This window comes from Arenibacter lacus, from assembly GCF_008711145.1.
In the GTDB taxonomy this organism is placed as follows: domain Bacteria; phylum Bacteroidota; class Bacteroidia; order Flavobacteriales; family Flavobacteriaceae; genus Arenibacter; species Arenibacter amylolyticus.
This window is the reverse complement of the sequence record NZ_VVIN01000010.1, coordinates 75,421-89,500: the sequence shown is the minus strand read 5'-3', so window position 1 is coordinate 89,500 and position 14,080 is coordinate 75,421. Positions and strand designations below refer to the sequence as shown.

At 38.9% G+C, this 14,080-nt stretch carries 9 protein-coding genes and 1 pseudogene; 4 read left to right on the top strand and 6 right to left on the bottom strand.

The features are described from left to right. The 3 genes from F1E73_RS05470 to F1E73_RS05460 all read left to right on the top strand — a co-directional run. On the top strand, window positions 1-447 hold a 447-nt coding region (locus F1E73_RS05470; RefSeq protein WP_150451341.1), incomplete at its 5' end, for a T9SS type A sorting domain-containing protein. Window positions 448-935: 488 nt separating this feature from the next. Further along, on the top strand, window positions 936-2,249 hold the full coding sequence (locus F1E73_RS05465) for a phosphoribosylamine--glycine ligase (RefSeq protein ID WP_150451340.1): 1,314 nt from the start codon (window positions 936-938) through the stop codon (window positions 2,247-2,249). 95 nt (window positions 2,250-2,344) lie between these two features. After that, window positions 2,345-2,794, top strand: a complete 450-nt coding sequence (locus tag F1E73_RS05460; protein WP_150451339.1) for an N-acetyltransferase — start codon at window positions 2,345-2,347, stop codon at window positions 2,792-2,794. Window positions 2,795-2,872: 78 nt separating this feature from the next. Here F1E73_RS05460 and F1E73_RS05455 read toward each other — a convergent pair. Then, window positions 2,873-4,153 (bottom strand): annotated as a pseudogene (locus tag F1E73_RS05455) (MFS transporter). Between the two features lie 131 nt (window positions 4,154-4,284). Then, a complete protein-coding gene (locus F1E73_RS05450) occupies window positions 4,285-4,863 on the bottom strand; it encodes a PhnA domain-containing protein (protein WP_086478234.1) in 579 nt (192 codons plus the stop codon). Window positions 4,864-5,139: 276 nt separating this feature from the next. Here F1E73_RS05450 and F1E73_RS05445 point away from each other — a divergent pair, with 276 nt between their 5' ends. Further along, the gene (locus F1E73_RS05445; protein WP_191088989.1) at window positions 5,140-5,556 is read left to right on the top strand and encodes a pyruvate kinase; all 417 of its coding nucleotides are present in this window, start codon (window positions 5,140-5,142) and stop codon (window positions 5,554-5,556) included. A gap of 89 nt (window positions 5,557-5,645) precedes the next feature. Here the strand turns inward: F1E73_RS05445 and F1E73_RS05440 are convergent, their stop codons facing one another. The 4 genes from F1E73_RS05440 to F1E73_RS05425 all read right to left on the bottom strand — a co-directional run bounded on the left by F1E73_RS05440 (window position 5,646) and on the right by F1E73_RS05425 (window position 14,070). Next, window positions 5,646-7,877 (bottom strand): TonB-dependent receptor, encoded by a 2,232-nt coding sequence (locus tag F1E73_RS05440; protein WP_150451338.1) that lies wholly within the window; start codon window positions 7,875-7,877, stop codon window positions 5,646-5,648. 221 nt (window positions 7,878-8,098) lie between these two features. Beyond that, on the bottom strand, window positions 8,099-12,247 hold the full coding sequence (locus tag F1E73_RS05435; protein ID WP_150451337.1) for a non-ribosomal peptide synthetase: 4,149 nt from the start codon (window positions 12,245-12,247) through the stop codon (window positions 8,099-8,101). Between the two features lie 7 nt (window positions 12,248-12,254). After that, complete coding sequence (locus F1E73_RS05430; protein ID WP_086478237.1) at window positions 12,255-12,497, bottom strand: acyl carrier protein; 243 nt, start codon at window positions 12,495-12,497, stop codon at window positions 12,255-12,257. 1 nt (window position 12,498) lies between these two features. Continuing rightward, complete coding sequence (locus F1E73_RS05425; RefSeq protein WP_150451336.1) at window positions 12,499-14,070, bottom strand: amino acid adenylation domain-containing protein; 1,572 nt, start codon at window positions 14,068-14,070, stop codon at window positions 12,499-12,501. Window positions 14,071-14,080 lie beyond the last annotated feature (10 nt).

The following is a 14,080-nucleotide window of genomic DNA, read 5'->3' as shown; positions in this document are numbered from 1 at the left end:
ACGGACGGGGTTTTGGATATTGACTTCTCCTCTTTGGTTGCCGATGGTGGTGTTCGCCATCCTATTATTAATGGGATTGAGGTCTTAGGAAATAGCAGTCCAGCGGGTCCACAAGGAGCTGCTGGGAAAGGAGTATCAACGAGAACTTCAACTAGTGCTATTGCTGAAACTGAAATAAATCCAGAAATGAATATGGTAAGCATAACCCCCAACCCTGCAAGTTGGGAGGTTGCAGTTAGCTTATGGGATAAGTCTTTGGAAATTAGGGATTTTAAAATCCACGATGTTAGCGGACGATATATAGGAAGCCTTCAACCATTAGAGTCCAAATCGATGAATGGAATATATCGTTTTGACGTTTCCGCTCTGGAAAGTGGATTCTACATTCTTAATATTACCACCAATGATGGCAATAGATTTAGGCATAAATTAATAATCAAGAAGTAGCGGAGCAGATAATTGTAAAAGAATTAATAATAGCAAGTTAAAGCCAAAAGCAAACTTTATAAGGTAGCTTGGTTTTGCCCTCTATACCCTTATCATATTGTAATGTTGGTGGTACTCTTCAGTAGTAAAGCTAGCTCAAATATTAGGTAAAATCCTGTGATATAAGGGGTTTAGAGATTTATTAGGCTGAGGGATATTTTTAATTTTTGTGTCAATTTTTCGTATATCTTTGATTAAACTTAATGCAAGAGGGAGATGGGGTAAATCTATTGTAACCATGATTATGTTAGGACATAAACTTTTGTGCATTGCAGTCCCTAAACATGTTTTACCAGTTTTTTGAGCCTTTTCCAAACCACATTTATACTTAAATAAGAAATACTGACAGACCTTTACTTCGTCACCTCGCTATGGGCAAGACTTTTTGGGCTTCCAATTTAAATCTGCCATTCGCAATTTTCACATTAATCAAATAAACCATTCCTACTTTGAATAAGGAACAACCTAAGAACAATAAGACCGTAATAAAACGCAATTTTTTAATCATCTCCCGATGGGGTGAAACTCTAGATTTGGCTTTGGCAATTTTAAATGAAGGTCACGAGTTGAAGATGTATATTGAGGATAAACCCTCCCGAGAAATAGGCTACGGCTTTGTTAAAAAAGTCAGGGATTGGAAAAAACATATAGCCTGGGCCGATGTGCTAATCTTTGACTATACTGGTTATGGTAAAATATGTGCCGAATTAAGGGCTCAGGGAAAATTGGTAATTGGAGGTACCGAATATTCAGACTTATTGGAATTGGATCGTAATTTTGGTCAAGACGAACTTAAGAAACACGGAATAAAAATACTGCCATCCAAGGAGTTTTTTAATTTTCAGGATGCTATAGATTATGTGAAAAGCAATCCAAATTCATATGTAATAAAACCCTCCGGGGAAACCCAAGAATACAAGCAATTATTATTTGTGGGTAACGACGATGAAGGCTTGGATGTTATTCGAGTGTTAAAGGCCTACGAGAAATCTTGGGGCAATGATTTTGGCAACTTCCAATTACAACGGAAGGTAAAAGGGGTAGAGGTATCTGTTTCTGCTTATTTTAACGGAAAAGAATTTATTTACCCAATTAACGTAACCTTCGAACATAAAAAGTTATTCCCCAAAGAATTGGGAATTTCCACTGGTGAAATGGGCTCTAGCATGTTTTGGACCAAAGATTCGCCTATTTTTGACGCAACATTAAAAAAGTTTGAAAAGTCTTTGGCAAAAGGGGGATTCGTAGGACAGTTAGATATCAACTGTATTGTAAACGGAAATGGCATTTATCCATTAGAATTTACTGCTAGGTTTGGCTATCCGCAAATATACATTCAGCGTGCAGGAATCGTAGAACCCATAGGAAATATGTTCTATAAATTGGCTGCGGGTGAACACTTTAAGATTAATGTTAGAAAGGGATTTCAAGTAGGTGCCTATATGGTGGTTCCTCCCTTTCCCTTTGAAGATAAAAAGTCTTTTGAACTGTTCTCCAAAGACTCTGTAATAGTATTTAAAAAGGAAATGAAGGAAGGCATTCACCCAATGCACCTTAAAAAAGTAAATGGAGAATGGTTGATTACTGGGAATACAGGGATCGCTTTAATGGTAAGTGGAACAGGGCTTACCATGAAGGATGCCCAACGGATGATGAAAAATAGGATTGGGAATATTATAATTAATAATGTGTATTACCGTACGGACATTGGTGACCGGTGGTCCGATGATTTTGATAGATTATGGTCCTGGGGCTTGTTGTAGAAAAATTGAATGGGTTTAAAAAGACCATACACTTCATTAGATAATACCTGATTCCCAAGAATATGAAAGACTGTAGTAGGTAAAAAATAGGTATTATGGAATTCCAGGAAATAAGGAGTAACTACCAGGATTTTTTTAATATGCTGCCCATGGATTGGCAGGAAATTATCAGCCCATTATGGAAGTTCTATGCTGATACGGCCAATATATATGCCTTATTGGATAATAATATGATTGTTGCTGGAGGAATCGTTTTTAAGACCACCCCTCCAAATAGAACGGATTTCGAAATTTTAATAGGTGACCGGTACTCCTCCAAAGGGTATCATTATATAGGTTTTTTATATGTGGATTTAGATAGAAGAAATGAAGCCTTAGGTTCCCGCTGGCTCTCCGCTCTAAAGATTCAATTCCCAACTCAAGGGTATTGGTTAACTATTGAGGAAGAGGCATTGAAACACTTTTATATAAAAAACGGTTTTGAAGTTGTGCAGCAAAGCGAGGATGTAGATGCTCCCGAATGGATTTTAGTGTATTATCCATGAAGATCAATATATAAGGATATATAGTGTATTTTAAAACAATAGTAGATAAGTAAGTTCTTATTTCTGTTTTATGGAAGTTTAATTTCGCTTACTATCTGCCGTTCCATGCTCCTCCATATCCTTGCGTAAATCTAACTTTCTAAAAGTGGGGGAGACAGCCCCGGTAAATAAAACAGTTGCCAAAGTCATACAACCTCCAAAGACCACTGAGGTGACGGTACCCATCAGTTTGGCAGCAAGTCCACTTTCAAAAGCTCCTAACTCGTTGGATGATCCCACAAACATAGAGTTAACGGAAGCCACCCTTCCACGCATGTGGTCTGGTGTCCTTAATTGTAAAATGGTTTGACGTATTACCATGGAGATTCCGTCCGTGGCCCCGCTTAGGAATAGTGCTACGACCGATACCCAGAACCAAGTGGATACTCCAAAAACGATAATACATATTCCAAATCCAAAAATAGCTCCCAGTAATTTCATGCCGGCATTTTTAGTTAGGGGAAAATGGGCAGAGGTAAACATAATAATCAAGGCGCCCACCGCGGGGGCTGCTCTTAATATTCCAAAGCCTTCCGGACCTACCTTTAAAATATCTTGCGCATAAATAGGAAGGAGAGCCACCGCTCCGCCAAAAAGTACGGCAATCATATCCAGGCTTAAAGCCCCTAGAATAACCTTTGTACTAAAAACAAACTTCACGCCCTCTTTAAGACTTTGTAATACTGGCTCCCCTATTTTAGGATTTAGAATGGGTTTTCTTTTGATTTGGGTAAGCGTTATAATAGCAATTAAGGAAAAGAAGAATATAAGGCACATGGACCAATGTACCCCGATCCAGTGAATACTGAATCCGGCGAGAGCTGGCCCCAACACTGCCCCCATTTGCCAAACCGAACTACTCCAAGTAGCAGCATTGGGATACACACTTTTTGGTACTATCAATGCAAAAAGGGAGAATATAGTAGGTCCTAGAAAAGCACGTACAATTCCCCCTAAAAATACCAGAAAATAGATGGAGTATAAAATTTCATTCTTGGACCAACTGCCCACCAATTTTGGCCAAGTCAATAAAAAAAGTCCTTAGCTGATTACAGAAAACCCTAAAATGTATTTTAAAAGCAATCCTTTTTTTTCCTTTTGGTCAACAATATACCCAGCAAAAAGTGCCATGGATACAGCAGGAATTACTTCCATAAGCCCTATTATCCCTAAGGATAATGGATTCTTGGTTAAAGAGTATACCTCCCATTCTATGACAATAAACTGCATAGACCAAGCAAATACCATAGCGAAACGGACTATCAAGAAAATGTTGAATTCCCTAAATCTTAACGCGGCATAAGCATCGTTCTTGGCCATTGGTTACTTCTTATTGGTTTTATAAAAGTTGACTGATTTCCGATTTGAAATGGAAAAAATCCTATAATGAATCCTAACCAGTATAGAAACCATGCAAAAACGTGTTAAGCAGTATCTAATACTGCCTTACCCTATAATTTTTTCACGTACTTGGTAAGAATCACTATTTGTTGTCCGTCTACTCTTCCTTCTATAAACTCGGCATTATCCCGATCTAAGGAGACGCGTCTTACAGCGGTACCCCTTTTGGCAACCATACTAGATCCCTTTACAGGTAAATCTTTAATAAGTACCACGCTGTCCCCAGATTCAATAATAACACCATTGCTGTCGCGATGAACAACTTGATTCTCTTCGGGAGCACCTTCGCCGGTAGCTTTGGCCCATTCCAACTCTTCCTCCTCCAGGTACATCATATCCAAAAGGTCTTGTGGCCAACCTTCCTGACGAATTCTATTTAACATTCTCCAAGCAATCACTTTAACAGGAGTATGCTCGCTCCACATGCTGTCATTTAAACACCTCCAATGATTGGGTTCTGTTTTATCAGAGTCTTCAATCTGTTCTTTACATATACCACAAACCAATAGACTTCCATCTAGACCGTTATTCTTTACAGGCTGTACCTCCAAGACTACTAAGTTTTCGGTGCTAGTACATAGCTCACAGCTATTATTGCTTCTTTTCTCCAATTCTCGCTGAATATTCATTCCAAAAAGTTTTAGGCAACAAAATTACACCAATTGCATTAATGGCGTTCATCTAAGTCTGAAAATACTGCTTTTTGGGGTTTTATCGCTATCAATTGAGAATATATAAATAAGGGAATAGGCTTTGAGATTAATCTTAATTGAAAAGACACCTATAAAGAGGTATAGTATTTTCACCAAGGGATTGCTTTTTCCTAGTGTTTATAAAATTCAGCATCAATGGTTCCTTAAGTAGTTTTGGTAAGGTATTTTTGCGCCCTGATTTAAATAAAGACAATGTTAAAAGTAGGGGATAAGCTATATAATGTAAGTCAGAATGGGTTCACAGACTTTATGCGATATACCTTTTCGGAGGTAGTTAGATTAACCAAGACCTTGGCAATACTTGAAAATGGAGAAAGGTTACGGAATGTTGAGACCACGTCTGCCTTAAACGACGAAATCTGTTATGCCCAAGCAAATAACAGGTGGGTATATTGGTATGAGGTTACCGATGAAGTACTTCGCTTGGCCCAGGAGGAGGAAGAAAGAATTGCCGCCAATGATTGGTTTAACAAGCGGGACTTTAGCCTAGAAGAGAAAAGAATGATCTATAAATTTTTCCAGGAAAAGGGGCAATTGCAACCAGAATCAATAGATGGTGGTGAAAGTTTAGAAAATTCCATAGAAAATCTACAAGATGCTGGCTTTTAGCATTCTTCTCCTGTGCTATCCATCTCCTAGCTAGTCCGTAAACTTATGTCTTAAAAAACACCATCTAGACTGCAATCCTTAACTAATATTTAGAACTTGACGGATATTTTGCCTCGTAGATAAAATGGGCTTCCTGGTGTAAAATGGATTTCTTCAACAGAGGAAGGTTCGTTAAACAGTCTGCTCTCTGTTGCAAATTGGGTTTCGTTCCATTTGGTATCCAGTAAATTCTCTACAATAAGTCCAACACTCCAATTTTTAAGGGCGTAATTTACATTGAAATCGACCACAGTATATCCTTCAGCCACTATGGAATTGTCCTCATTGGCGGGTCTGTTTTTTATATATCTAGTATTAAGACTTCCAGAAAAGTTGTTTAAATCCCTAAAGGACAACCCAAGGGAGGAGGTAAGATCTGGTGCTAATGGAATGTAGTCCATATCCTGGGGTTCCTCGGTGCTTCTAGCAAAAGTATAGTTTATATCCCCATTAAAGTATAACCAATCATTGAGCTGGTACCTCAGGCCCAAATCGGCCCCTAATCGCCTTGTTTTCCCACTGGGTTCCACAATTCCGGCATCACCAACATAGACAAATTCCTGTTCCAGAAATAAACTCCAAAGGGTTGCATTTAATACCAGTTGATCTATGGGTTTTACAATCGTTCCCAAATCCACGGAATAAGCAGCTGGTAATATCTTTTCACCATTGTTGGCCGTTACAACCCGAGTGTCATTGGAATGAAAACCGATACCACTTTTCAAATAGAGTTGTAGCATTTGCGAAGCGGAGAATAGGAGGTTAAATTTTGGGCCTAAAAACAGTTTGTTTTCACTTTTTAGATCATAATCCCCTGTTAGTAGATTTTCATAATCGAATTTGAAATAATCTATCCGCAATCCTGGATTAAACGTCCAGTGGTTTTTCTTGTAGGTTAAATCAAAAAATCCATATCCGTTAAACTCGTCAATATTTCCGTAAGCGATTCGGTCCAAAAGTTCCTTCCTGTTTTTGGTTTTGGATAATTGTACCTTATTAATATCATCATATCTAAAACCAACTCCTGCCTCGTACTTTAATTGGGAGTCATGGTCACCTACGTGTATGGAATGCAGATACTTGGTCTCTACTCCAAATAGGGTCCGATTTTCCTTTTGTCTTATCTGATCTCCATTTTCTGGGTCTTCCAAGAAAAAGGTGAAATTGGAAAATAATTCAAAATCATAGGCAGAAACGTACGCTTTGCTGGTGATACTGGCATGTTCGTTTAATTGTTTTCTGTGATTCACCAAAAAATTTGATCTACTTGTATTCCCTCCTTCCGTATCATCTATAGCCCCAAACCTTCCAATTAACCCCTGATCTATGGCTCGCTGTGGTATTTGCCCTGAAGCGTCCCATTTACTTTGAAAATGGGATATGGAAATACGCAGTTCCTGATCACTCCTATTATTATATGCATAACGTCCCATAACATTAATCCGGTTAAAATTTTGTGGGGAGGTAAAGGGACCATCAGACAATAGTAGTTCTGAGGCTAAATAAGCATTGTGATGTTTTCTTTCCAATACTTTTAACATAGCCAGATTTCTAAGAGTATTAAATTGTCCTAGTTCTATGGAAACCAAGTTGTTTTCTAGCTTGTCCTTCGTATGTAAATCAATATATCCTGCGGTATTAAAATTCCCTTTTTGCGCATAAAATGCCCCCTTCCCAAAATCTATATTATCTATGGTTTCTGGAATAATGAAATGCATATCGGCATAACCTTGTCCATGGGCATGAGATACCATATTTACTGGAATTCCATCTACGGAAATGGCGATATCCGTTCCATGATCAATATCGAACCCACGAAGGAATATCTGCTCTGCCTTTCCGCCACCGGCATGTTGACCAATAATAAGTCCTGGGACCTTTCTCAGTATCTCCTGAGATGATTTTACGGGATTGGTTTTTACATCCACATTCACAAATTGACTCAGAGCATTTACTTTGGATACCAGAATAACTTGATCCAAGGATACAGCAGCCTCTTTCATTATTATTTCAACGGTACTGTCTAAATGCCCTTGGGTTATGGTAAGCTGGTAGTTATGGAACCCCAAACTATAAAAATAAATGTGATCTCCTGTAGAGATATCATCTAATTCAAAATACCCAGATACATTAGAATACGTATAGGCTCCGGTTGTTTTATTATAAACGCCCACTCCACTCAATGGAGTATGGTCTTCAGATAAAATTGATCCGTTTATATCATGGGCTCTTAGGTTCTCAAAAAGACCTAAAAGCACAATAAAGACAAAAAGATTTCTCATTTGGTTGGTTTTTTAATTAGTATTTTTTTCAATATTTCACGGAGTGGTATTGGGTGTTTAGTATAAAGGTGTCGCTACCGTATAAAAATGGAGAACTAATCGGGGCCGGAAAGGTGATCCTGTAAAGGGCTAAATTGGAAAATGAAGAACTAGCCCAAAGGAGTGCCACCTAATGTATTTTAAGCAGGTTTAGCCAAGTATTTATCACAGTCATTTTCATTTTATTCCTTCATAAGTGTCATTAGGGTATTCTCTATGTATTTAGCGTATTCTGAAATAGTGGGTAGTTCAAAAATCTTGTTCAGAGGGAAGTTTAGGTGTAGTTCATCTTTTAAACGAGCGGTAATCCTAATAGCCGCTAAAGAATGACCGCCTAGGGCAATAAAATCATCTTGGGAACCTAATCGTTTTAATCCCAACACCTCTTGCCAAATTCCAGCCAATAGCTCTTCTATTTCTCCATTTGGTGAAACAAATGGGGTCTCCATTTCCAGTTGTTTATAATCCAGATCCTTTAATGCTTTTTTATCAACTTTTCCGTTGACGGTAAGGGGAAGTTCTTTCATAAATTTAAAGCGGCTGGGAATCATGTGGTGAGGAAGGCGTTTCTTTAGGAAATCGGAGAGATCCTTTGAGTTATTAATTCCACTTCCAGTATAATAAGCTACCAGTTGTTTGGGGTTCATCCCAAAGGTATTGGAGTCTTGATATCCAATTTCGTTCATGATACGCTTTACTTCCTTTTCATTTATAGGCTCGTTGATTTCTTCTAATGTTTCAGTTCGCGTCTTATGTCCCATACGTACATCCCAACTATAGGGGTAGGCATAATTACTATACCCCAGTTGTTTTTTATGCACATAGATTCCTACCTGATTTATCAGGCAATTGGTAGATCTACCTGTGTCGGTTGGCCGTACCCAACCTACTTTTTCCTTTAAAAAGGTAAGCATTTCTTCCAAGCGTACATCACTATATCTATAAAAATCCAAAAATTGTACTCTTTCAAAGGTGTCTTCTTTTTGGAACATGGTAACGTCCAAACATTGTTTTACAGCATCGTCTTCTTGATGGTACAGTTTTCTAGCCTGTAAAATGGTGTCGTCTATAGTTGCTATTTGAACTTCTTCATCCAAAAACAGCTCCTCCGATAAACGGGTTTCAAAGAATTGACCACGAGATAGGCCAGTGATTATAAAGGGCACCTTTTTCTCCAGAGCAAGTTTTGTGCTAAGAGTATAGATAGTTTTAAAGCAACCGTTGCAAACGTTGTGATGACGGTGAAGGCTGTCCACAAAAATTTTGTTCATTTGGTCGGTACTGCCATAAATATGATCTACTCCAAGCTTGGTTATAATGCTACGGATATTTTCTTTGGCCTGCTCTGATATATAACCATTGTCTAAGGTAAATGCGAGTACTTTTAAACCCATATCCACCAACCGTGCCAATACGTAGGTACTATCTTTACCTCCACTTAATAGGGAGATACAATCATAAGTAGGATTCTTTCCTCTATTAGACATCAACAGGGAAGCTAATTCGTCTTCCGTTTTAAAGTACCGAAGTGCCTTGTCCTTATAGCTTTTAAAAGCATTGCATAGATGACAAACCCCGCTTTCATCAAAATCCGTTTTGGGGTAGTTGGAGGGAAGGCCACATTGAGTGCAGTGGACAACGTCCTTTTCTGGCAGTCTATTTTCTTCTTCCAGAAGTAGCACTGCGCAATTCTTTAAGGCCGGATGTTGCAGTAAATTTGATTCCACCTCCGCCAGTTCAATCCTAACACCTCCAAGCTTTACCTGATCGTCCTTCCTTCCAAGAAACTCTAGGTCTTTGGAATCGTTCCAACGAGCTAAATCTCCAGTGGAGTATAATTTATCTCCCTTGATAAAGGGATTGGTTATAAACTTCTCAAGGGTTAAGTTGGGGAGGTTTACATAACCTTCTGCCAGACCAATACCACTAAGAAATAGTTCTCCAACTAATCCATTGGGCACTAGATTGAGGTAGGCATCTAAAACGTAGGCCTTCATATTATCTATAGGTTTCCCAATAGGGACAATAGTTTTAGTATGTGAGCTTACATCATATTGCGCTACTATACAGCCAACCGTTGCTTCGGTTGGTCCATATTCGTTAAAGATTTTTATTGGGTTAGTAAAACTGTTTAAAACCGATTTTACAAGCTGGGTCTTTAGGTCTTCCCCTCCAAGAATCATCAACTTAATGTTAGACTTTGCTAGATCCATATCAGAGATCAACGTTAAATGTGAAGGGGTAAGCTTAATGGCATTCACAAGGTTGTCCGTAATTACATCCAAAAATGATAGATCGGGACCCGATTCCATTTCTTGGTAGATAATAAGTTCACCCCCTGTAATCAGCGGTAAAAACGTAGCGGTGATGGTTAAATCAAAGCCTATGGAGGTGAAAAGTGGCATTTTAATATGATCTTCCAATGCATACGCGCCCTTAGCCCAAGTAAGATAATTTGTGAGGGCAGCATGGGAAATTAGTACTCCTTTTGGTTTTCCTGAAGATCCTGAGGTATACAAAATATAAGCGATGTCTGTGGCATGAAGGGAGGGAATCATATCCTTTTCTCCATTAGCCTCCATATTATCGGGATCTACCACCAAATGCATAATATCAATAGTGGATATGGGGTTATCTTCTACAAGGTTTTTACTAGTTAATAGGAGTGCGCTTTCCGAGTCTTGCAATATTAATGCAACGCGATTTATAGGGGTATCGGAGGGAATTGGAATGAAGGTTCCTCCGGATTTTAATACAGCTATCAGGGCAATGAGGTAGGCAGGACTTCTTTCCATATATAAGGCAACCCGGCTACCTTTAATAATCCCTTTTTCCAGTAATAAAGTAGCAAGTTGATTCGATTTTTGATCTATTTCCCGGTAGGTGTACTGTTTATTTCTGTCATATAATGCCGGTTTGTTTGGCTTAGATTTTACCTGTTGTTTAAATTGATGTACTACAGACGAAAAACTAGTAAACTTAATAGTTTGACTACGCAATAGCGTTGTTTCTTCTTTTTCCGTAATCATGCTGGGCATTCCTACCGGGTGCTCCAAATTGTCTAGCAGTCCATCCATTAAATTTAATAAGTGCATAGGAGCCTGACTCCTGAGTTGAGTGTCAAAAACACTTTCATTAAAATCTAATAGCATCGTTATATCGCCCGTTCCATCAAAGTCCATTACATGACATCGTAAATGGTGTGCAGGATCGCAATGACCGGGGTGTATCCATTCAGAACGCATAGGAATACCATTAAAGTCGTTGAATTGTGCATTAATAAAATTCAAGATTACATTAAAACTTTTGTTTATTGAGGGGGTAGACATCCCTGGTTGTGCATACCGCAAGTAATTAGCGGTCTCTAATTTAACGCGTTCTAAAAGCTTGCCAAAACTATCAGTAGCCTCTAATTGAAATATCATGGGAAACAAGGCTATAAAAAGTCCTGGAGTTTGCTTAAAAACCGTAGTGGAACGATTGTGGGAAGGAATACCGATGGAAATATGTGGATTTTCTGTCACACGGTACAAATAGGCCACCAAAAGCGTAGTAAAGAGATGAAATAGGGTTAAATCCTTTGTCCATGCCCTAATATCTGGGCGCGCTGCCAATGCCGTTAATTTCCTCATTCTTTCCTTTCCCATATGTAACTGTACTCGATGGGATCTGGTAGATGTTTTAGCAGGGTGTTTACCGTAAAACTTTGGAGGGCCTAATTGGTTTGCCAGTCTTTGTTTCCAGTAAGATGCTGTTTCCGATTGCTTTTGTGATGCAGTCCGTTCCGTTTCAAAATCAATGTAGTTGCTATAGGAAGGTATTTCCTTAAAGGCAGCAAGGGTATCTTCCTGTAGATGTCTGTAAAGAGAACTCATTGCCCTATATAAAATAGAGGAGGAGCTTGCATCCGTGACTAAATGGTGAATATTGAGAAACCAGATATACCTATTTGGGGACACTTTTAGTAGGACTGAATCGAAGAGAGGTTGGGAGAGGTTAAAAAGTTGCCGACTTCTATGTTCCATCCAGTTTTGGATGGATTGTTCGGTCTCCGTGCTAACATCCAACACTTCCAGCTTGTAAGTTAGATGGGGAAGTATGGATTGTACCGGACTTGTCTCTAATTCTGAAAAAACGGTTCGCAAGGCATCCGTTCTGTTAATTAATTCCTGGAATGCCTTGGAAAATATCTCAGGATTTATGGCACCATTTATTTCAAATGAATGGGCCATATTATAAAGGGGTACCTCTGGATGTAGCTTTTGACCGATCCATAGCGATAACTGACTTTTGGTCAGTTTCTTATATGATGAAGTTTCATTAGTACCCATAGGCGTTTTAGGATTGTTCTTTATTAGTTAAATAGTTGGTGATATGCGATACGGTCATAAAGTTCTCAATAATCATATCCTGTGGAGGAACCGTTATATTGTATTTTTGTTCTATAAACAGGATCAGCTTCATCATACCCAAAGAATCTAAAATACCACTCCCCAATAAATCATCCTGCGGGCTTAGCCCGGATTCCAATTCATTGTTCAGTAAATCCTCACAGATATATGTTATCAATATTTCATTCATATTAAATAGCCTTAATTTTGTTTTTAAAAGCGAGAAGATCAATTTTACCAGAGCTGGTTTTAGGAAATTCTTTCATTATTTCTATTTTTTGAGGCACCATATAAGGGGGGAGGTGTAGTTTGCAGTACAACTTTAGGGCATTAGGAGAAATCATAGTTGTTTTTTCCAACTGGATACCTGCAAAAATCACGGTGTCCGAAGGACTACTATTCACCAAGCAAACTGCTGCTTTTTTGATTAAATTATGTCGCTCCAGCACCGTCTCTATTTCATCCAACTCAACACGATAGCCTCTAAACTTCACTTGTCGGTCGTTACGTCCTACAAATACCAGATCGTTTGTAAGGTTCCGTTTTACTAAATCCCCAGTTCTAAAATATTTCTTTGTTTTATTGGAAGAGGTGTTTTCTAAATAGAACGATTTCTTGGTCAATTCTGGATTATTCCAATACCCTATCATCATGGTATCTGTTTTAACAACCAACTCCCCAACTTGGCCTATACCTCTCAACTCTTGATCATTTTTATTCAGTATTTTATACTCATTAGCACCCCAAACCTTGCCAATTGGAACGGGTTTGTCTAGCGGAGGCAATTCATCTATAAGGTAATGGGTACATTGGTTTACTTCGGCCGGACCGTAAATATTGTAGAATTTGGCATGTGGCCACTCTTGCATTAAAGCCCGTAAATATTTTAAAGTGAAATTCTCTCCACCAAAAAGGACGCAGCGCAAGGATGTTAGATTATATTCGGAGATTAATCCGCAGAGGTGCAATTGAATCAGTGCAAGAGGCACGGAATACCAAATGCTAAGCTTTTCCTTCTCCATTAGGGCCAACATACTTACGGGTAATTTGGTATGAGCTTCTGGGATTATAATGGTGGTAGCGCCTGCTAGCGGCGCGGTAAAATATCCGAATGTGGAGATGTCAAAATGCAATGGGGCATGGTTTCCTACCCGATCTTCCGGGGATACCTTAAATAATTGAGCCGATAACCTGGCATAGGTTAACCCGCTTTTATGGGAGTGTACAATGCCCTTTGGTAAACCCGTAGACCCAGAGGTGTACATAATGTACGCTACATCCTCTTCGGTAATTAAAATGGGCTTAAAATCTTTTATTTCCACTTGATAAATCTCTTTCCACGGGGTAGTCTGGTAAGTTACTTTAAGCTGCACCCCAATCAACCGCTCCAGAGGACTTTGGGCCTCCAACAGTTTTTGAAGTTTTTTGGAAAACGTTTCGGTACCTACCACTATTTTAATGTTGGCATCATTTAAAAGAAATACTGTTCTGGCATGGGGGGCATTGGCATCTAGGGGTACATAGGCCGCACCGGCCTTCATGATCCCATACACTGCAATTACGCTTTCCAAACAGCGGTTCATGAAAATCCCTACCCGATCGCCCTTCTGAACTCCAACACTGGCCAAGTATTTTGCAAGTTGAGTGGTTTTCACCTCCAATTCACGGTAGGATATAGCTTCCTGCTCAAATCTAAAAGCCGCTTTGTGAGGGGATTTATCCGAGGAGTTGCTAATAATATCTACCAGTGTTGTTGTTGACATTTATACTTTT

Excerpts from the sequence above, each read along its gene's own strand:
- F1E73_RS05460 (WP_150451339.1), top strand. The coding sequence starts at position 2,345 with ATGGAATTCCAGGAAATAAGGAGTAACTACCAGGATTTTTTTAATATG.
- F1E73_RS05450 (WP_086478234.1), bottom strand. The coding sequence starts at position 4,863 with ATGAATATTCAGCGAGAATTGGAGAAAAGAAGCAATAATAGCTGTGAG.
- F1E73_RS05445 (WP_191088989.1), top strand. The coding sequence starts at position 5,140 with ATGTTAAAAGTAGGGGATAAGCTATATAATGTAAGTCAGAATGGGTTC.
- F1E73_RS05440 (WP_150451338.1), bottom strand. The coding sequence starts at position 7,877 with ATGAGAAATCTTTTTGTCTTTATTGTGCTTTTAGGTCTTTTTGAGAAC.
- F1E73_RS05435 (WP_150451337.1), bottom strand. The coding sequence starts at position 12,247 with ATGGGTACTAATGAAACTTCATCATATAAGAAACTGACCAAAAGTCAG.
- F1E73_RS05430 (WP_086478237.1), bottom strand. The coding sequence starts at position 12,497 with ATGAATGAAATATTGATAACATATATCTGTGAGGATTTACTGAACAAT.
- F1E73_RS05425 (WP_150451336.1), bottom strand. The coding sequence starts at position 14,070 with ATGTCAACAACAACACTGGTAGATATTATTAGCAACTCCTCGGATAAA.